Source organism: Methylobacterium sp. CM6244, from assembly GCF_054817885.1.
On record NZ_CM139247.1, the window covers coordinates 4,534,314 to 4,553,441 of the forward strand.

General features: G+C 65.4%; 14 protein-coding genes. 7 read left to right on the forward strand and 7 right to left on the reverse strand.

Annotated features, from left to right (window positions below):
- Positions 1–6: 6 nt before the first annotated feature.
- On the reverse strand, positions 7–810 hold the full coding sequence (locus ACYQML_RS21245) for a TSUP family transporter (protein ID WP_056452796.1): 804 nt from the start codon (positions 808–810) through the stop codon (positions 7–9).
- A 61-nt stretch (positions 811–871) separates the two neighbouring features.
- On the reverse strand, positions 872–1,447 hold the full coding sequence (locus tag ACYQML_RS21250) for a L,D-transpeptidase (RefSeq protein ID WP_056433490.1): 576 nt from the start codon (positions 1,445–1,447) through the stop codon (positions 872–874).
- Between the two features lie 266 nt (positions 1,448–1,713).
- Here ACYQML_RS21250 and ACYQML_RS21255 point away from each other — a divergent pair, with 266 nt between their 5' ends.
- The 3 genes from ACYQML_RS21255 (at position 1,714) to ACYQML_RS21265 (ending at position 6,826) form a co-directional block, all read left to right on the forward strand.
- Complete coding sequence (locus ACYQML_RS21255; RefSeq protein ID WP_461233964.1) at positions 1,714–2,127, forward strand: hypothetical protein; 414 nt, start codon at positions 1,714–1,716, stop codon at positions 2,125–2,127.
- A 349-nt stretch (positions 2,128–2,476) separates the two neighbouring features.
- Positions 2,477–3,661: an efflux RND transporter periplasmic adaptor subunit gene (locus ACYQML_RS21260; protein ID WP_156467932.1), complete on the forward strand. Its 1,185-nt coding sequence runs from the start codon at positions 2,477–2,479 to the stop codon at positions 3,659–3,661.
- Between the two features lie 3 nt (positions 3,662–3,664).
- A complete protein-coding gene (locus ACYQML_RS21265; protein WP_056433500.1) occupies positions 3,665–6,826 on the forward strand; it encodes a multidrug efflux RND transporter permease subunit in 3,162 nt (1,053 codons plus the stop codon).
- Positions 6,827–6,976: 150 nt separating this feature from the next.
- On the opposite strand, the gene ACYQML_RS21270 is transcribed toward ACYQML_RS21265, so the two are convergent.
- Complete coding sequence (locus tag ACYQML_RS21270) at positions 6,977–8,659, reverse strand: acyl-CoA dehydrogenase family protein (protein ID WP_461233965.1); 1,683 nt, start codon at positions 8,657–8,659, stop codon at positions 6,977–6,979.
- Positions 8,660–8,849: 190 nt separating this feature from the next.
- Positions 8,850–9,749, reverse strand: a complete 900-nt coding sequence (locus ACYQML_RS21275) for a DMT family transporter (protein ID WP_461233966.1) — start codon at positions 9,747–9,749, stop codon at positions 8,850–8,852.
- Positions 9,750–9,915: 166 nt separating this feature from the next.
- Between ACYQML_RS21275 and ACYQML_RS21280 the strand changes: the two genes are divergently transcribed.
- On the forward strand, positions 9,916–10,800 hold the full coding sequence (locus tag ACYQML_RS21280) for a YihY/virulence factor BrkB family protein (RefSeq protein WP_419952056.1): 885 nt from the start codon (positions 9,916–9,918) through the stop codon (positions 10,798–10,800).
- A 123-nt stretch (positions 10,801–10,923) separates the two neighbouring features.
- Positions 10,924–11,751, forward strand: coding sequence for a transglutaminase-like domain-containing protein (locus ACYQML_RS21285; protein WP_461233967.1), 828 nt, complete (start codon positions 10,924–10,926; stop codon positions 11,749–11,751).
- A gap of 150 nt (positions 11,752–11,901) precedes the next feature.
- On the opposite strand, the gene ACYQML_RS21290 is transcribed toward ACYQML_RS21285, so the two are convergent.
- A complete protein-coding gene (locus ACYQML_RS21290) occupies positions 11,902–13,683 on the reverse strand; it encodes a glucan ABC transporter ATP-binding protein/ permease (RefSeq protein ID WP_311273984.1) in 1,782 nt (593 codons plus the stop codon).
- Positions 13,684–13,961: 278 nt separating this feature from the next.
- Between ACYQML_RS21290 and ACYQML_RS21295 the strand changes: the two genes are divergently transcribed.
- Both ACYQML_RS21295 and ACYQML_RS21300 read left to right on the forward strand, forming a co-directional pair.
- The gene (locus tag ACYQML_RS21295) at positions 13,962–14,735 is read left to right on the forward strand and encodes a motility protein A (RefSeq protein WP_018043049.1); all 774 of its coding nucleotides are present in this window, start codon (positions 13,962–13,964) and stop codon (positions 14,733–14,735) included.
- Positions 14,736–14,755: 20 nt separating this feature from the next.
- Positions 14,756–15,586 carry a flagellar motor protein MotB gene (locus tag ACYQML_RS21300; RefSeq protein WP_207411404.1) on the forward strand — a complete coding sequence of 277 codons (831 nt, stop codon included), beginning with the start codon at positions 14,756–14,758 and terminating at the stop codon, positions 15,584–15,586.
- Between the two features lie 12 nt (positions 15,587–15,598).
- Here ACYQML_RS21300 and ACYQML_RS21305 read toward each other — a convergent pair whose 3' ends face one another.
- Together ACYQML_RS21305 and ACYQML_RS21310 are read right to left on the reverse strand one after the other, a co-directional pair.
- Positions 15,599–16,096, reverse strand: a complete 498-nt coding sequence (locus tag ACYQML_RS21305; protein WP_461233968.1) for a CAP domain-containing protein — start codon at positions 16,094–16,096, stop codon at positions 15,599–15,601.
- Between the two features lie 36 nt (positions 16,097–16,132).
- Positions 16,133–18,832, reverse strand: a complete 2,700-nt coding sequence (locus ACYQML_RS21310; protein WP_405030533.1) for a DUF3772 domain-containing protein — start codon at positions 18,830–18,832, stop codon at positions 16,133–16,135.
- Positions 18,833–19,128 lie beyond the last annotated feature (296 nt).

Sequence of the window (19,128 nt, forward strand, 5' to 3'; positions counted from 1 at the left end):
GCGCGCTTAGTTCCCGGCGAACAGGCCCATCACGGCCTGCCGCAGTGGGTTTTCGGGGTTCGAGAGCAACCGGATCGCCATCGCGCAGGCGATGGTGACGAGAAGCGGCCGGATCAGCTTCGCGCCGAGGCGGATCGCCAGGATCGAGCCGATCTGGGCCCCGATGAAAGCCCCGAAGGCCATGGCGATGCCAATGGTCCAGACCACGTGGCCCGAGGCTGCGAACAGGGCGAGGCTTCCGAGGTTGCTGGCGGCATTGGCGAGCTTGGTATGGGCGGTCGCACGCACCACGCCGAGCCCGAGCAGCGTCACGAACCCGATCATGTAGAAGGCCCCGGCGCCGGGGCCGAACACGCCGTCGTAGAAGCCGACGGCGGGAGCCCAGGTGAGCGCGAACAGGCCGGGGCGCATCCGTGCCGCCGCGTCCTCGCTGCTCATCCGCCGCGCGAAAGCGAAATAGAACGCGATCCCGATCAGCAGGACAGGTACGGCCGCGTCGAGGACGGGGCGCGGCAATAGGCTGACGCAGAGCGCACCACCGATCGAGGCGAGACCGGCGCTGAGGGCGATCTTCCAGGCCGCCGGCCAATGGATGTGACCGCGGCGCGCGAAGGCGATGGTCGATGAGATCGCGCCGGCGCTGCCCTGGAGCTTGTTGGTGGCGATGGCGCTCACCGGATCGAGCCCGGACAGGAGCAGGGCCGGCACCGTGATGAGGCCGCCGCCGCCCGCGATGGCATCGACGCAGCCAGCCGCCACGGCCACGGCGAACAGGCCCGCGACGAGGCTGATGTCGACACCGAAGATCATTCCGCTCTCTCCTCCGTTCGGTCGCGACCGACCGGATGCCGGCGGGAGGCGGATGGGGGCTTCAGTTGCGCACGATCACCTTCGTGCCGACCTTCACCCGGTCGTAGAGGTCGACCACATCCTTGTTGGTCATGCGGATGCAGCCCGACGAGACGGCGGCACCCATGGTTTCCGGCTCGTTGGAGCCGTGGATACGGTAGAGCGAGGAGCCGAGATACATCGCCCGCGCGCCGAGGGGGTTGTCCTGGCCGCCGGCCATGTAGCGCGGCAGGTCGGGCCGCCGCGCCAGCATCTGCGCCGGCGGACGCCAAGCCGGCCATTCCTTCTTCATCGTCACCGACTTCTCGCCCGACCAGGAGAAGCCCTGACGCCCGACGCCGACGCCGTAGCGGACAGCCGCTCCGCCGCCGAGGACATAGTAGAGCCGGCGCTGGCTCGTGGAGACGACCACGGTTCCGGGTTTCTCTGAGCCCTTCCACGCGACTGTCTCGCGCGGGATCGCCTGTTCCTTGAAGATATTGAGGAAATCCGCGATCGGACCACTGTCGAACGGGTTACCGGCGCTGGCACCGACGCTTGTGGCAAGGCCCATGCCCAACGCGAGAGCCGAGGCGGCGAGGAGAGAGCGAATGCCCATTTTAATCGTCTCCGGCCGGATCTGGACAAGCCGGTGCGCAGGCACCCCGTCTCCCATTCCGGCGAGGTCCAGGCTTTGGGAGCCGGACGTCAGATGATTGGACCGGCAGACTTGGCCGGATGGTTAAGAGCGGTCAACCCGCTGCGATGTGAACGGAATATACTGTGGGATTGGCGCAACGGCGGTGATCCCCGCTCTCGGCCGCCCGCTTGACAGAATGTCGCAGGTTATTGCGCTGCGGGAACTTTCGCACCACCCTCAGTTTCGTGACTTCAGAGACGACCAAATCTGCCGATGCCTCCGTCGAGGCAGGATGCCTCGCTTCGAACGCCCCGCAAGCGCATGCGGTCGTTCGTCCCCGCTCGGCTCTGTCGACCCTGCTGGTGTTGCTTTCCCTCCTTGTGATGGTTCTGCCGAGTTTCCCGCAGGAGGTGTGGGGCGCCGGTATCGGTGCGCCCGTCAGCAGCCGGGGGCACGACGGTCTCGTGAGCCAGGGTGAGGTTCCGTCGACCGGTTCCGCCGCGCGTCTGGAGGTCGACGACGCGATGACCCCGCCCTCGCTTTCGGGATCTCGCGTGCTCGGTGCAGCCTCGGCACCGACGTTGCGTGGTCGTTCGGCCTTGTCTCTCGGGATCAGCGCGGACGCACCACTCCACCGCCCCCCCAGGATCGCCACCTGAGAGCTTGGCCGCGGCTTTTTAACCAAACCGCGTCGAAGGCTCTCCTTTTTCCGGCTTGCGTCGCGTGATCGCCAAGATTGTGAACGATTGCTGAAGCCGTGATGTGTGTGGTTGGCCCCGGTCCGGCCGCCACACGCCCAATGACGCCATGGCCGCCCTGCGTGGCCCAGCGATTGCCAAGGTGCTGAAGTCGCTTCGCGGATCTTCGCCCAGGACTTGAGTGTCAGTGCCGCCAATCCCCTGCCGGATTGCGGTCGACCGCGTATCGCATAGGAGCTAAATCATCGTGACGACCACTTCTCACCGCGTCCGACGTGTCTGGCCGGCCTCTCTGGCTGCTGCCTCCGTCATGGTCGCCCTGTCTGCCTGCAACCAGAAGCAACAGGCCGCGGCGCCGGTGCCGACCCAGCCGCCGGAAGTCAGTGTCGTCACCGTCCGCGAACAGCCTATTCCCTATGTGCGCGATCTTCCGGGGCGCGTTGCGCCCCTGCGCATCGCCGAAGTGCGCTCCCGCGTGTCCGGCCTCGTGGTCAAGCGCACGTTCGAGCAGGGCAGCTTGGTCAAGGAAGGCGACATTCTCTACAAGATCGACCCGGCTCCGTTCGAGGCCGAGCTCGCCAGTGCCGAGGCGGCCCTCGCCCGCACCGAGGCCGCCCAGGTCCTGGCCGGCCAGCAAGCCGACCGTCTCGAGCAGCTGCTTTCGCGCCAGACCGCCAGCCAGGCGCAGTACGACAGCGCCTATGCCAGCCTGAAACAGGCCCAGGCGGAGGTGGCCGGCGCCAAGGCCACGCGCGATAGGGCCAAGCTGAACCTCAACTACACCGACGTGCGCGCCCCGATCTCCGGCCGCATCGGTCGTGCGCTTCTCACCGAGGGTACGCTGGTCGAACAGGGCGCGACCGCGATCCTCGCCACGATCCAGCAGCTCGATCCGATCTACGTGGACATCACCCAGTCGGTCGGTGAGCTGAACAAGCTGCGCCGCGATCTGGCCAGCGGTGAGCTTTCGCGCCTTTCCAAGGACACGGCCAACGCGCATCTCATCATGGATGACGGCTCACTCTACGGGTCGGCCGGCAAGGTCCTGTTCTCGGACGTCACCGCCGATCCGAGCACCGGACAGGTCACCCTGCGCGTGCTGTTCCCCAATCCGCATGATGAGCTGTTTCCGGGCATGTATGTCCGCGCCCGCATCAAGCAGGGCATCGACGCTGATGCCATCGCGGTGCCGCAACAGGCGATCCAGCGCACCAATGACGGTAAGGCCGAGGTCTGGATCGTCGGCAAAGACGACAAGGTCATGCTCCAGCCGGTGGAGGTTGGCCCGGTCGTCGATTCGAACTGGATCATCCGCGACGGCCTGAAGACCGGGGATCGCGTCGTGGTCGAGGGAGTCCAGAAGATCTCGGTCGGGTCGGCCGTGAAGACCGTCGAGCTCAAGGTCGCCTCCGCTCACGCCGAACTGAAGCCGATCGATACCGACCTTGATGACCGGGCACCCAGCCCGCAGCCCGCCTCGGCGCAGGTGCGCTGAGCCATGGCCCGTTTCTTTATCGATCGCCCGATCTTCGCCTGGGTCGTCGCGCTATTCATCTGCCTGGGTGGAATTCTGTCGATCCCCAGCCTGCCGGTCGCCCAGTATCCGGTCATCGCACCACCTTCCATCGCGCTGTCGACGGCCTATCCCGGCGCGTCGGTGGAGAACCTCTATACCGGCACCACCCGCCTCATCGAGGATGAGCTCAACGGTGCGGCCAACATCCTGAGCTTCGAATCTGCCAGCGACGCGTTCGGTGTCGTCGAGATCACGGCCCAGTTCCAGCCCGGCACCGATTCGAGCCTCGCCGGCGTCGAAGTGCAGAACCGGCTCAAGCGCGTCGAAGCCCGTCTTCCGGCCGAAGTGCGCCAGCAGGGGACGCTGGTCGAGGAGGCCTCCGCCGCCACCCTCAACATCATCACGCTGATCTCGCCCGATAAATCGATGGACGAGATCGCCCTCGGCGACTTCCTCATCCGCAACGTCATCAACGAGATTCGTCGTATCCCCGGCGTGGGTCGCGCGACGCTCTATTCGACTGAGCGCAGCCTTCGCATCTGGATCGATTCCGACAAGCTGCGCGGCCTGTCGCTGAACGCGTCCGACGTCTCGAAGGCGATCACCAACCAGAACGTCCAGATCGCTTCTGGCGCCGTCGGCGCCATGCCGAGCCCGGCCTCGAACACCGTCAACTTCCCCATCATCGTGAAGGGACAGATGACGGCGCCGGAAGAGTTCGGAGCCATCGTGCTGCGCGCCAATCCGGACGGCTCGAACGTGCGCCTGCGCGACATCGCCCGGATCGAGCTCGGCGGCGAGGACTACAAGTTCACCACCCGCCTGAACGGCGGTGAGGCGGCGGGCATCTCGGTGACCCTGGCTCCGGACGGTAACGCCCTGGAGACCGCCTCCGCCATTCGCGCGAAGATGGAAGAGCTGTCGCAGTTCTTCCCCTCCAACGTGCAGTGGGACATCCCCTACGACATCACGCCCGCCGTCGAAGCCTCGATCAAGAAGGTGCTGATGACGCTGGTGGAAGCCGTCATCCTGGTCTTCGTAGTGATGTTCCTCTTCCTCCAGAACATCCGCTACACCCTGATCCCCACCATCGTCGTGCCGATCGCCCTCATGGGCACCTGCACGGTGATGCTGCTCGCCGGGTTCTCGGTGAACGTGCTCACCATGTTCGGCATGGTGCTGGCCATCGGCATCCTCGTCGACGACGCCATCGTGGTCGTCGAGAATGTCGAGCGCATCATGAACGAGGAAGGGCTGTCTCCGAAGGAGGCGACCCGCAAGGCGATGAGCCAGATCACTGGCGCCATCATCGGCATCACCCTGGTGCTCATCGCGGTCTTCATCCCGATGGCGTTCTTCCCGGGCTCGGTGGGCATCATCTATCGTCAGTTCTCCATCGCGATGGTGACGTCCATCGGCTTCTCGGCGCTGCTCGCGCTGACGCTGACGCCCGCTCTCTGCGCCACCCTCCTCAAGCCTATCGAGAAGGGACACGGCCATTCCAAGGGCGGCGTGTTCGGCTGGTTCAACCGAGTCGTCGACCGGGAGACCGCACGCTACGGGCGCGGTGTCGCGGGGATGATCAAGCGGTCCGGCCGGGTGATGATGGTCTATCTCGCCCTCGTCATCGGCCTCGGCTTCGCCTTCGTGCGGATGCCGGAAGGCTTCCTGCCGGTGGAGGACCAGGGCTTCTTCACCGTGGATATCCAGACGCCGCCCGGCTCGTCGTTCAACCGCACGCTGAAAGCCGTGAAGGCGGTGGAAGAGCATCTCCTCGCGCAGCCCGGCGTCGCCACGGTGACGATCGTCAACGGCTTCTCGTTCTCCGGCCAGGGCCAGGTGACGAGCCAGGCCTTCGTGACCCTGAAGCCATGGGGTGAGCGCGACGCCGCGAACTCGGCGGCTGCCCTCGTGGAGGGCACCAACAAGGCGCTGTCCAGCTACAAGGACGCGGTGATTCAGGCTCTGGAGCCGCCGCCCATCGACAATCTCGGCAACGCCTCGGGCTTCAGCTTCCGCCTGCAGGACCGTGCGCAGAAAGGCTATTCGGCGCTGATGGCGGCCCAGGAGCAGTTGCTCTCCCTCGCCAAGAAAAGCCCGATCCTGCAGAAGGTCTATGTCGAGGGCCTGCCGCCTGCGCCTCAGGCGGAACTCGTCATCGACCGTGAGAAGGCGGCGGCACTGGGTGTCGATTTCGAGGAGATCAACAACACGATCCAGGTCAATCTCGGTTCGGTCTACACCAACGACTTCCCGAACCGGGGCAAGATGCAGCGCGTCATCGTGCAGGCGGAGGACAGCCAGCGCCTGAAGGCAGCCGATTTGCTGAATTACGGCGTCAAGAACAGCCAGGGCACGATGGTGCCGATGTCGTCCTTCGCCGACCTCAAATGGAGCGTCGGCCCAGCCCAGATCATCGGCTTCAACGGCTATCAGTCGGTGCGCATCACCGGTGAACCGGCACCTGGCTATACGTCCGGCGATACCATCGCCGAGATGGAGCGCCTGATGCAGCAATTGCCGAAGGGCTTCGGCTATGTCTGGACCGGTCAGTCGCTGCAGGAGAAACAGGCGGGAAGCCAGGCGACCCTGCTCCTCGCCCTGTCGATCCTGATCGTGTTCCTGTGCCTCGCGGCGCTTTACGAAAGCTGGTCGATCCCGTTCTCGGTGCTGCTGGTCATCCCGCTCGGCGTCATCGGCTCGGTGGCGGCTGTCTACCTCCGCGGGCTGCCCAACGACGTGTATTTCAAGATCGGCCTCATCACGATCATCGGTCTCTCGGCCAAGAACGCGATCCTGATCGTGGAATTCGCCAAGGATCTTTGGAAGCCGGGTAAATCGCTCGTCGATGCGACCATTGAGGCATCGACGCTCCGCTTCCGACCGATCGTGATGACCTCGCTGGCCTTCATCTTCGGCGTGGTGCCCCTGGCCATCGCCTCGGGCGCAGCGTCGAAGAGCCAGCAGGCCATCGGTACCGGCGTGCTCGGCGGCATGATCTCTGCCACGATCCTGGCGGTTCTGTTCGTGCCGGTCTTCTTCGTCTTCATCATGCGCCTGTTCAAGACGAAGCCGGTGGAGCACGAGCCGAAGGCGGCCGAGGCGGGCTCCATGCCATCGAGCCATCACGCACCGGCGGAATAGAAGCAGTTCCTCTTCCTCACCTCTGGGGAAGAGGAACCTTCAAACGAAAAAGGCCTGGAACCGGGGAGAACCCGGTTCCAGGCCTTTTTCGTTTGGATAACCCGCCGCGACCGGGCTGAACGCCCGGCCGCCGTTTTATGGCGAGGAGGCTCAGGCGGTTTCGAGAAGCCGGCGGGCGATGACCTGGGCCTGGATCTCGGCGGCGCCCTCGAAGATCGAGAGGATGCGCGCGTCGCAGAGGACGCGGCTGACGGCGTATTCCAGCGCGAAGCCGTTGCCGCCATGGATCTGCAGGGCGTTGTCGGCCGCCGCCCAGGCGACGCGCGCGCCGAGCAGCTTGGCCATGCCGGCCTCGAGATCGCAGCGCTTGCCCTCGTCCTTCTCGCGGGCGGAGAAGTAGGTGAGCTGGCGGGCGATGTTGATCTCCACCGCCATCATGGCGATCTTGTCGGCGACGCGGGGGAAGTTGATCAACGCTTTGCCGAACTGCACCCGGTCCTCGGCGTAGCGGAGACCGAGGTCGAGGGCGTTCTGCGCCACGCCGATGGCGCGAGCCGCCGTCTGGATGCGGGCGGATTCGAAGGTCTGCATGAGCTGCGTGAAGCCCTTGCCCTCGACTTCGCCGAGAAGGTTGGCCGCCGGCACTTCGAAATTGTCGAAGGCGAGCTCGTATTCCTTCATGCCGCGATAGCCGAGGACGTGGATCTCGCCGCCGGACAGGCCGGCCACCGGGAAGGGATCCTCATCGGTGCCGCGGGGCTTCTCGGCGACGAGGAGCGACAGACCCCTGTGACCCTTCTCTTCGGGCTTGGTGCGCACGAGACAGGTCATGATGTCGGCGCGGACCGGGTGCGTGATCCAGGTCTTGTTGCCCGAGATCTTCCAGACGTCGCCGTCCTTCACCGCCTTGGTGCGGAGGGACGCGAGGTCGGAGCCGGTATTCGGCTCGGTGAACACGGCGGTGGGGAGGGTATCGCCGGACGCGATGCCGGGCAGGAAGCGGTGCTTCTGCTCCTCGGTGCCGCCGCACAGGATGAGCTCGGCGGCGATCTCCGAGCGGGTGCCGAGCGAGCCGACGCCGATATAGGCGCGGGACAGTTCCTCGGAGACGACGCACATGGAGATCTTGGGCAGGCCCATGCCGCCGTATTCCTCTGGGATCGTCAGGCCGAAGACGCCGAGCTCGGCCATCTTGGTGACGATCTCCATCGGGATGTAGGCGTTCTGGCTGTGCCACTCATGGGCGTGCGGCACGACCTCGGCGAGGCCGAAGCGGCGCATCTCGGAGCGGATCGCCTCCATGTCCTCGTCGAGGCCGGACTTGCCGATGGTGGCCGAGCCACCGTTGTCGCGGATGCGAGCGACCAATGCGGCGCGGTTGGCCGCCGTGTTGCCCTCCGTGATCATGGCCTCGACGGCGTCCGTCCGGAACTTCGCGATCTCGCGGGCGGAGAGACCGAGCGAGCCGGTGACGCGCACGATCTCGCCCTGGCTCATGGGAATGCCCGAGAACATCTGGTCGAGATATTCGCCGATGCCGATCTTCACGAGGAGCGCCTCGGTCTCCCCGAATTCTCCGGCTTCGGTCAGGCGCGCTGCGTAGGCGCCGAGTTCGCGAACACCTTCGGCATAGGTGGCGAGCCAAGCGAGGCCGTGGGCGGCATGCTGCTCGGCCTCAAGCTTCTCAGGCGAGATCTTCCCATCGGCGGAGAGAACCTTCGCGCGAACGCGGCGGGTCGCCTCGGCGACGAGGGCCTTAGCAGCTTCGCCGGCGCCCTGGGCGAGGGTCAGGAGATCCTGCGGTTCGGTGGAGACGGCCGGGGAAGCGGACATGGTTCGAATCTCTCAAATCAGAATGAGGGTTGGCGCTCATTATAGGCAGGTTTGCCAAGTCTGTAGAGGCGTCTCGCCGCAGCGCGGCACTATCCCGCCTGAATTCATTATTTCTTGCCGCGGAAAGCCTGGTTTTGCTCGACAAAACCAGGAGAGCTGAATTTTATTGAGAGATGAATCAAAGAAAAACTCATCTTCGGCTGGCGACTGCGACCCCAATCGTGGCCACGGCCATGCCGGCCATCTGGATCGGGGCCAGTGTCTCGCCGAACAGGAGATAGGCCATCGCCGCCGAGACCGGGGGGACCAGGAAGAGCAGGGAGGCGACGCCGGCCACCTCGCCGCGCCGGATCAGGGCCAGAAGAAGCAGGATGCCCGCCACCGAATTCACGAAGATCGACCAGGCCAGTCCGCCCCAGAGCGGCAGGGACGCGTCGAAACGGCCGGTGCCGAACAGAAGTGCCGCCGGCACGGCGAGGAGCGTCGCCCCGACGAACTGGATTGCCGCATTCGGCAGCAATTCGGCCTGTCCCGCACGACTCTTCTGCCACAGCGTGCCGATCGTCATCGCCGCCATGGCACCGAGGCAGGCGAGAAGCGGAAGTGCCGGGATGCCGGATGCGTCTGCAGTACCGATTTTAGGGGCGAGGACGAGAAGTGCCCCGGCAAAGCCCGTGGCGATCCCGATCCAGCGACGCGGGCTGACGATTTCACCGAGGAATGGACGCGCCATCGCGGCCGTCAGCAGGGGCTGGAGACTGCCGACCAGGGCAGCGATGCCCGATGGCAGGCCGCGCTCCACCGACCAGAATACGCCGATGACGTAGATGCCCTGCATCAGCACGCCGGCAACCAGGGCATCGCGCCATCCTGCCCGGCTGCGCGGCCATCTCGCGCCGAGGCCGATGGTGATGGCGGTCAGGACGATGGCGACGCCGACGAGTCGGATGGCGACGAAGGTGAAGGCCTCCGCATGGGGCGCCACGAAACGCGCGGCGACGAAGCCCGATGCCCAGATCAGGACGAAGACCGACGAGACCACCGAAGCGGGCACGGTACGGGTTGAGGAAGCCGGTGCATCGACTGACATGACGGTGGCGCAGGCAACACACCGAACCGCCGAACACAAGTCGCATTGGTGGCGGGCGGCATTGCATCGATCGGACCATCGCCCTGGACGTTGCGCCATCGCCCGGCCTCGCGTTTAGACAGACGGGTCGACGAGTCCCCCAGTCACGAGAAGCGCCCCACCCGCCGTGAGCCGTCTCCGCAACAGTGCCAACATCGCCAGCCTCGCCGCCCAGCGCTTCGTTGCCCATGACGGCTGGGCGATCGCGAGCCATATCGCTCTCTCGATCCTGACGTCGCTGTTTCCCTTCCTGATCCTGCTCGCCGCCTTGGCCGGTCTGCTTGGGACCAAGTCGCTGGCCGACGAGGCGGGCGACCTGATTTTCGAGGCTTGGCCGCGCGAGGTGGCGAAACCCATCGCGAGTGAGGTTCACCGTGTGCTCACCGAGCAACGTGGCGGCGTGCTCACCATCGGCGCGCTGCTCGCCCTCTACTTCTCGTCCTCCGGAGTGGAGAGCCTCAGGGTGGGGCTCAACCGCGCTTACGGCCTGCGTGAGATCCGGCCCTGGTGGCTCACCCGCCTCGAATCCATCGGTTACGTCGTCTGCGGCGCCTTCGCCATGCTCGCCTTCGCGCTGCTCGTCGTCCTGGGACCGCTGATCTGGCGTCGTGTCATCAACGTGGCGCCTGGGCTCGAACCACTGAGCCTCACCGTGGCTATCGGGAGGATCGCGATCACGGCCTTCCTGCTCGCCACGGTTCTGGTCATCGCCCATAAATTCGTGGCTGCGGGCCGTCGCGCCATCCTGTCGGTCTTGCCCGGCGTTGCCGTGACGCTGGTTCTCTGGTTTCTCGCCGGACTTGGGTTCGGCTTCTACCTCGATCGGTTCTCGGCCGCCTACGCCTCCACCTATGGCGGATTGGCCACCGCGATGGTGTTCCTGGTCTTCCTCTACTGGCTAGCCGCGATGTTCCTCTTCGGCGGTGAAATCAATGGCACCGTCATTGCAGCACGGCGGCAGCGGCTGCAGGCCCGGATGTTGGCCAAGCAGGCCGAGGCGCGCCGGCAATGAAGCGGAGTGTCGCGACCTACATGCTGACATCCACCTGTGACCTTCGCGGCCTATGCCGAACGGTCTCGCGCGGGCATGAGGGCGGCAGGGCTGGCGCGACGGTCGGTCGGAGGTTCAACGGTAATGCGCATCAGGTTCGGCTGCGAGATGGGCTACGATTTCGCCTATCCTACTCCGATGATCGCTCGATTGACGGCGCATCCGAGCCGGTTCGCTGGAGCGATGGAGCCGGACAGCCTGGCCATCGGCCCGGAGACGCCGCACGAAGTGTTCATCGACGATTTCGGCAACCGCTGCTGCCGCCTCGTGGCACCGGCGGGGGCGGTGACCCTTTCGGTGGACGGATGGCTCGATGATGATGGCGATCTCGATCCGGTCGTGCCGCAAGCGATCCAGCATCCCATCGAGGACTTGCCCCTGGAGGCCCTGCCCTTCCTGGTTGCGAGCCGTTACTGCGAATCCGATTTGCTCTCGAACGAAGCGTGGCGCCTGTTCGGCGATGTCCCGCCCGGCTGGACCCGCGCCCAGGCGGTCTGCGATTGGGTCCACGGCCATATCAGCTTCGGCTACGGCTATTCGAATGTGGATCGTACTGCCGCCGATGCCCTTGCCGTCGGGCGAGGAGTCTGTCGCGACTACGCTCACCTGTTCGTGGCGTTCTGCCGTGGCCTGAACATGCCGACGCGTTATTGCACCGGTTATCTCAGTTTCATCGGCGAACCCGAGCCGCATGCGCCCGGGGATTTCGCCGCCTGGGCCGAAGTCTATCTCGGTGGCGCCTGGCATGTCTTCGACCCGCGCAACAACGCCCCGCGCCGTGGTCGTATCCTGGTCGCTCGCGGACGAGATGCGGCGGACGTCCCGCTGACCCATACGTTCGGAACGAACGTCCTGACGAAGTTCAAGGTGTGGGCCGAGGAGGACATGGGCGACGCCCATCCCCGCAGATAGGAGGGTGTCAATGAACCTTCCTCCCGTCCGCGGAAGAAGCGCATACACGCAGTTGGCTCGATGAGGGTCGCGCAATCCCCGGAGAGATCACCCCCGTCTCCGCCTGATCGGCAGTGACCCTCCCCCGACGAGGGGGGAGGGTTTTCTCCGTCAGGCCGCCAGGGCGAGTGTGGGCTCGGAGGCGTCGGCACCGGCCATGAACTGCGCCCGGGCGAGGTCGGCGAAGCGGCCGTTCTCCGCGACGAGTTCCTCGAAGGTGCCCGATTCGACGATCCGGCCCTCGTGGAAGACGAGGATGCGGTCGGCGTTGCGGATCGTCGCCAGACGGTGGGCGATGACGAAGGTGGTCCTGCCCTCCATCACGGCTTCGAGCGCACCCTGCAGCTTCCGCTCGGTGGTCGCGTCCAGGGCGGACGTGGCCTCATCGAGGATCAGCACGGGCGGATTCTTGAGCAGCGCCCTGGCGATGGACAGACGCTGACGCTCGCCGCCGGAGAGCGAGCGGCCACGCTCACCGATGATCGTGTCGAGACCGTCGAACTGGCGATCCATGAACTCCGTCGCCTGGGCACGGTCGAGGGCGTCGAGCATCTCCGCATCGGTGGCGTCGGGACGGCCGACCTGGAGATTCTCACGGATCGAGCGGGCGAACAGCATCGGCTCCTGGAACACCACGCCGATGTTGTGACGCAGGGAGGCGAGGCCGATATCGCGGATGTCGGTACCGTCGATGCGGATCGCGCCAGTATCGGGGTCGAACGCACGGTGCAGCAGGCCCAGTGTGGTCGACTTACCCGAGCCTGTGGTGCCGACGAGGGCGATTGTCTGCCCGGCCTGCGCCGTGAAGGAGACACTCTCCACGGCCTTGCGACGCGGGGTGTAGGAGAAGCCGACCTGGTCGAACGAGACCTCGCCCTCGAACCGGGCCACCTGCATGGCGCCGGGACGATCGTGGACGGCCGGGGTCGTGTCCAGAATCTCGAAATACTCGGCGATCTTGGGCATCTGCTGGAACAGACCGTTGATGCAGGTGGCGACCTGATCGAGGCGGGCGACGAGCATGGTGGCAAGGCTCATGAAGGCCACCACTTCGCCGATCGAGGCCATGCCGTGCTGATGCAGGGCGATACCCGTGATGAAGATGGCCGTCATGGTCAGGGTGGCGGCAGCGCGGGTCGCGACATTGGCGAGCGCCCACCACGACAGGACCGGGATCTGGGCCGCGAGCAGGTTGCGAATGATGCCGTGCATGGCCTCCTTCTCCGCCTTGGCGCGGGTGAAGGATTGGATCACGGCGACGTTGCCGAGGGCGTCGGAGGCATGGGCGGCAAGGCCCGACTGGTAGGCCTCGACTCGGCCCTGCAGCATCTCGGTGCGGCGCATGACGAAGGTGGTGAGCACGGTGAACATCGTCACCAGCACGACTAGGATCGAGCCGAGCTGCCAGTTCACGAACAGGGTCATCGGCAGGAGCACGGCCAGGGACACGACGGCGACGAAATGATCGCGGAAGAAGCCGAGCCAAAGCCAGAACATGCCGTTCGATCCTTCCAGCATCGCCTTCAGGACGCGGCCGGAATGGTTCGAGGAATGGAAAGCCAGGGGCAGTTCGAGCACGTGCTCGAAGTAATTCGCCATGGACGCGAGACGATTGCGATGGGCCAGCCGGTCCGCATGCAGTGCGATGGTGACGCCGGCCGCGATGGTGAACAGGCCGAAGGCGACCCATGCGCCGATGAGCGGCGCCAGTGTCGAGAAGGCGTTACCGTCGCTCTTCAGATGCGTCAGCTGATCGATGATGCGCCCCATGAGCAGCGGCTCGGCGAAAGCCGCGACCGCGAGGGCCACATTGGCGACAGCGAGGAGGGCTGCCAGGCGCCGATCGGCGCCCAGTAGGCCCATGACGCGCGCATAGAGACGAACCAACGGCATGACGACGTGTGCTCCGATGCCAATCACGGCGCGGTCCCTTTTGCCGGAACCTTCGCCCTCAACCCTTCGCCTTCGGCCCGGCCCCCAGTCATCGGAGATCACAAGCCATTCGGCGTGCTCGGCTTATCGCAATGCCACCCTGAACGGCGAATGACAGGAATGCGCCGGGAGAACCGTTATCCTTTACGGTTCGTTTAGCGCGTCTGCCTAAGGCTGAAGACGTCGCTTTCCGCTCGGATCCTGTTCCGTGCTGCTGGGCAAGCCGACCAGGGTTCACCATGGATCTCGCAACCGGTATCGGGCTTCTCGGCGGCTTCGGTGTCGTCTTCACCCTGATCATGATCGATGGCGGGAACTTCGCCGCCTTTTTCGACAAGCACGCGGTCATCGTCATCTTCGGCGGTTCCACCGCGGCGACGATGATCCGCTTCCCGTTCGCGACCATGATGCACGGCCTGCCGATGGGCATGCGCTACGCCTTCACCATGCGGGCGATCAGACCACGCGAACTCATCGAGGAAATCACCAAGATCGCCGACGTCGTGCGTAAATCCGGCCCGATGGCCCTGGAGAACATGGAGATCTCCGATCCCTTCCTGGCTCAGGGCGCCCGCTACATCGCCGATGGCTACGACCGCGAGTTCATCCGAGACACGATGGAGCGCGACCGCGACAACTTCCTCATGCATCTCGATGAGGGCTCGAAGATCTACCGCGCCTTCGGGGATTGTGCCCCCGCCTGGGGCATGATCGGCACCATTCTCGGCATGGTGACGATGTTCGCCAACATGTCGGACCCCTCGAAGCTGGGCCCTGCCATGGCGACCGCGCTGCTCGCCACCCTCTATGGCGCGCTGATCTCCAACATGATCGCGCTTCCGCTCGCCGACAAGCTACACGTGAAGCTGGAGGAGGAGGACGTCTCCCGCTCCCTCATCATCGACGGCATCCTGCTCATCCGCGACTCGAAGAGTTCGTCCCTCGTGCGCGAGATGCTGGTCGCCTACCTGCCGCATAACCACCGCGACGACCTCGCGGCGGAAGCGGCCTGACGGGAAGAGGGTAACCGGCCGTGGCCAGGAAGAAGCGCGGAGGCCATGGCGGTCACGGTTGGTTCGTGACTTTCGCCGATCTCATGGCGCTGCTCATGAGCTTCTTCGTGATGATCGCGGCCTATTCCACTCAAGATCAGAAGAAGATGCAGGCTGTGGCCGGCTCCATGCGCGATGCCTTCGGTGTCAACAGGGAATCGCGTTTCTCCGGAATCATCGAAGTGAACGGCCTTCCGACGCCGGGGCATATCAAGAACCGCAGCGAAATCGCGCCCGAACAGGCCACCGATCGGCCAAAGCCGCCGGATATCGAATCGACTGCCCCGGAAGGGATCCAGGACAGCGGCTATCCGGAAGCGTTCGGCCTTGCCGCCGCCAGTCTGCGCCAGGCGATGCAGGACATGCCCGAGATCTCGGAACTCTCGAAGAACATCATCGTCAATCCGACGCAGAAGGGCGTCGATCTCTCGCTGGTGGATCAGGACGGCAGCACGATGTTCCCGCACGGGTCGAGCCGCCCGAACGATCGGACGAGGCGCCTTCTGGAGAAGCTAGCCCCCGTCATTCGGAAGCTGCCCAACCGCATCACTGTCACAGGCTATACCGCCACGGATAGGCCCGGTACACGCCCCCCTGCCCCGCCCTGGGAGCTCTCGGCAGGTCGCGCCATCAGCGTGCGCGAAATCCTCGCCAGCGCCGGCGTGCCCGACGATCGCTTTGCTTCGGTCTCCGGCAAGGCGGATACCGAGCCGCTGTTCCCGGACAATCCGTACCTGTCATCGAACCGGCGCGTGACGGTGACGCTCATGGGCGAGCAGGCACCGACGCCGCGTTCGATGAAGCTGCCCTGAGAGGGGGCTAGCTCACTCGGCGACCAGCAGCGCCCAATAGACTTTGTACTTTGAATTCGGAGCATAGGCCGTAGCGATGCCCATGCGTGTCGCCCGAGGGGCCAGCATGACGGCGTTATGGGCCGGGCTGTCGCGCCATCCCGAGAAGGCCTCCGCCAGGGTGTGATAGCCGGCCGAGAGATTCGCCTGCGCGCCCGCATAGCCGAGGCGCTGAACCGCGACCTTCACCGTCTGGGCCTGGCTCGGCTTGTCGGCGGCCGCCATCGCGGCTGCCTCGGCTTCGGCCAGACGCTGCAGGTCCGGGTCGATCCGTAAGGGTGCACCGCCGCTCCGCGCACGATACGCCGAGATCATATCGCGCGCGGTCGCCGCATCGACCGATGCGCCGGAGGTGGTCATTGGCCAGTACAGGCTCGGGAGCGCGCCGGTGGTCGGTGCTTCCTTGGCGCAACCGGACAGCACGAGGCTGCCCACAAGCGCGAGGCCGAACACCCGGAATCCCATCGTCATCGTTCAAGCCTCGCGTTCGTCGTCGATCGTGTCGGTCTACGACACCTCCGCAGGGCTCCTACGCCGGTTCGGTTCACGGGGCGTTGCCGAGCGCATCGGCTCGGCTTCCTCGTTCGCGGAAGGGCTGACCTGCCGGTCATCGACCTCCTCCGCCTGAGCCGGCCGATCCTGGCTCCGGTTCTGTGCGAACACGCCGGCGATCTGCCCGAGTGCGGTCTGGACCGGCTCCAGGCCCTGGACGGTGACGACGCTCGATCCGGGGCCGAGAGCCGGGATGAACCCTGCGCCGGACAAGGCTTGAAACACGGAAAAGTTCAGGTCGCTCGTGACCTTCAGGCCCATGCTGACATCGACGATCATCGCGATCAGTTCGAATTCGAGGAAAGGATCGCCGATCTTGCGGAACACCACCCGTGGTGCCGGCTCCTTCAGCACATCCGGATGAGCGGCGGCGCAGGCCACCAGCATTTCGGCGGCACGGACCGGATCCTGGTTGCGCAGGACGTTGACCGTGATGGTGACGCGGCCGGTGCGATCGCCGCGAACGCGGTTCTTCACGATACCCGAAATCAGGTTCGAGTTCGGCACGATCACCGCCGAACGGTCGAAGGTCTGGATCTCGGTGGAACGCACGGAGATGCGCTTCACGATGCCCTCGCTGTCGCCGATGAGCACCTGATCGCCGACGCGGATCGGTCGCTCCCACAGCAGCAGCAGGCCCGAGACGAAGTTGTTGACGATGGATTGGAGGCCGAAACCGATACCGACGGAGAGCGCACCGGCGACGATAGTCAGCTTCTCGAGGCTGAGTCCGAGATAGGAGAAGGCGAGCGCGAGGGCGATCAGGAACCCGCAATAACCGGTGATGGTGGAGATGGAGTTGCGCAGGCCCGCATCGAGATCGGTGGCCGGGAGGTAGGTCTGTTCCAGCCAGCGCTGGACTGCGCGCGTGATGACCACGCCGATGACGAGAAGTCCCACCGCATACGCGATGGTGGAGAGCGAGATCGTCACGTCTCCGACCTTGAAGCCGAAGAAGGCGCTGCGCACGGAGGTGAAGACGTCGGTGGAATCGAGGCCCCAGGGCGCGAGCGCCAGCAAGGCGGCCACCAGGATCAGAACGACTCGGGCGAGACCGGTCGACAGAACGGCGATCTGGTTGATCGAGCGCTTGCGTAGCCCGGTATTGGCCTGAAGCGCTGTGGCGAAGCGGGTCTCGTCCTTCAGCGTACCGCCGATGAACGTGTCGGCACTCGTGATGAGCAGGTAAAGCAGCGCGATGAGGCACGCCGTCCAGACCAGCTGGTCGATGAGGAAGGCGGCGAAGGCGACATAGCCGACGAGGGGCGCGATGCCGATGACGATGACGGCAGCCCATCCGAGGAGGCGCGCCGGACCGCCGATCGTCGTGGTGGATTCCGGCGCGACGTAGGGACCGAAGCAGGCCTCCTCCTTATCCGCCGTGTCGGCGAAGCGGTGCAACCCGATGGCGAGGATCAGGATGGTGGCGAGGGCGCCGATGCCACGGGTGGCGATGGAGATCGATAGTGCGGCGTAGATGCCGGAATTGAGCGCCTCGATGGATTTGACCACCGTGATTACCGTGGCGATGCCGACGGCGAGCCGCGTCAACCGCGACGCGGTCGAATCGCTGAGCGGAGCAGGACGCCAGGACGGTTTTTCCGGCGACAGCAGTGCGTCGCAAAGCGCCTCTACGAAGGCGATGAAAGCGAGCCCGCCGAGGATGGCGCCGGCCACCGGCATCAGCCGCTGCGGCAGCAGGTCCGTGGAATCCAGGGCGTAATAGACGGCGTAGCTTCCCACCACCGCCGGTACGGTGCCGAGGAGGAAGACGCGCCAGGCCGCCATCAGCTTCATGCGCTGCGTCGGGTCGACGACGCTCTGGCTGCGCCGCCCGAGACGCGGGGCAATGTTTCGGCGTCCGAAATACAGCGCCACGGAGATGCCCAGGGCGACCCCGAGCAGAAGAAGATTCCAGATCGATCCGTTGCGGCCGAACAGGCCAGCGATATCACTGACGGCGGCCTGCAGAGCCCGGATGTCGCGCGGGACATCGTCGGCGATACGCATCCAGAGGTCGGGATTCACCAGTGCCGACGAGCGTTCGAACAGGCCGCGGGTGAAGGCTGCCCTGCGCTTGTTCGTGATCTGGTCGATGATCTGGTCGCTCTGCACAAGAAGCGATTTCGCCAGCCGCTGCGTCTCGTCGATCTCGGCGACCGCATGCTCGCGCTCGCCCCGCTCCTTGGCGACGTCCTCGCCCTCCTCGCCTTCCTTCGGCTTCGGGCCGAGCTGCGTCAGGCGCTCGCGGGCCGCTTCGAGACGCGGCGTGGTGGCATCGATGATCTGACGGATCCGGTCGGCGATGGCGTCGAGGCCTTCGCGTGCCTTGAGCAGGTTGGCGGAATCGACGTTGCGGCCGGCGAGCAGCTTCTCACGCTCATCGAGATTGGCCTTCGCCTCGTCGAGCCGGTCGCGGACATTCTGGATCGCCTCAGAGACTGCCTGTTTCGGCACGGGCGGCTTCGCGGCCGGCGCGGGGGCCGCCGCAGCGGGTGGGACGGTAGCGGGCGCCGGCTTTGCCGGCTCCGTCTGCGCGGGGGCGACGGGCGCCGCCTGCGCCAGAACCGGAATGGGAGTCAGGAAGGAAGCACCCATCCACGCGGCAAGGAGCGCTGCATGTCGCATTCTGCCCTTCATGAATCCCAGTTCCATGTCGTTCCTTTCGTCGGCTTGGGCCGACCGCCCCTCTGGCGTCGGCACGCAGACCCCGGTGCGCGGGCCAATCGCTTCCAGGCCCATCTCCGGCAAGCGCCGTGGCCATGATGGGAGCATCAGCGAAGGCACAACACGCGCCGTAGGTGGCAGCGGGTCAAAAATCAGATTGTCGGATGGCCGATCAATGGGGCGAAAGGGTGCCGCAGACACATCATTCGCCGAGGCAGCCCGAAAGATTGTGGGCCGCGACGTCGCGGATCGACCGGGCAACCTTCACAAGCGTGTCATGCTGA

Bases quoted from the DNA above. Each gene is read 5' to 3' on its own strand.
- ACYQML_RS21295 (WP_018043049.1), top strand. From the start codon at position 13,962: ATGGATCTCGCAACCGGTATCGGGCTTCTCGGCGGCTTCGGTGTCGTC.
- ACYQML_RS21260 (WP_156467932.1), top strand. From the start codon at position 2,477: ATGGTCGCCCTGTCTGCCTGCAACCAGAAGCAACAGGCCGCGGCGCCG.
- ACYQML_RS21265 (WP_056433500.1), top strand. From the start codon at position 3,665: ATGGCCCGTTTCTTTATCGATCGCCCGATCTTCGCCTGGGTCGTCGCG.
- ACYQML_RS21290 (WP_311273984.1), bottom strand. From the start codon at position 13,683: ATGCCGTTGGTTCGTCTCTATGCGCGCGTCATGGGCCTACTGGGCGCC.
- ACYQML_RS21305 (WP_461233968.1), bottom strand. From the start codon at position 16,096: ATGACGATGGGATTCCGGGTGTTCGGCCTCGCGCTTGTGGGCAGCCTC.
- ACYQML_RS21285 (WP_461233967.1), top strand. From the start codon at position 10,924: ATGCGCATCAGGTTCGGCTGCGAGATGGGCTACGATTTCGCCTATCCT.
- ACYQML_RS21250 (WP_056433490.1), bottom strand. From the start codon at position 1,447: ATGGGCATTCGCTCTCTCCTCGCCGCCTCGGCTCTCGCGTTGGGCATG.
- ACYQML_RS21270 (WP_461233965.1), bottom strand. From the start codon at position 8,659: ATGTCCGCTTCCCCGGCCGTCTCCACCGAACCGCAGGATCTCCTGACC.
- ACYQML_RS21310 (WP_405030533.1), bottom strand. From the start codon at position 18,832: ATGGAACTGGGATTCATGAAGGGCAGAATGCGACATGCAGCGCTCCTT.
- ACYQML_RS21275 (WP_461233966.1), bottom strand. From the start codon at position 9,749: ATGTCAGTCGATGCACCGGCTTCCTCAACCCGTACCGTGCCCGCTTCG.
- ACYQML_RS21245 (WP_056452796.1), bottom strand. From the start codon at position 810: ATGATCTTCGGTGTCGACATCAGCCTCGTCGCGGGCCTGTTCGCCGTG.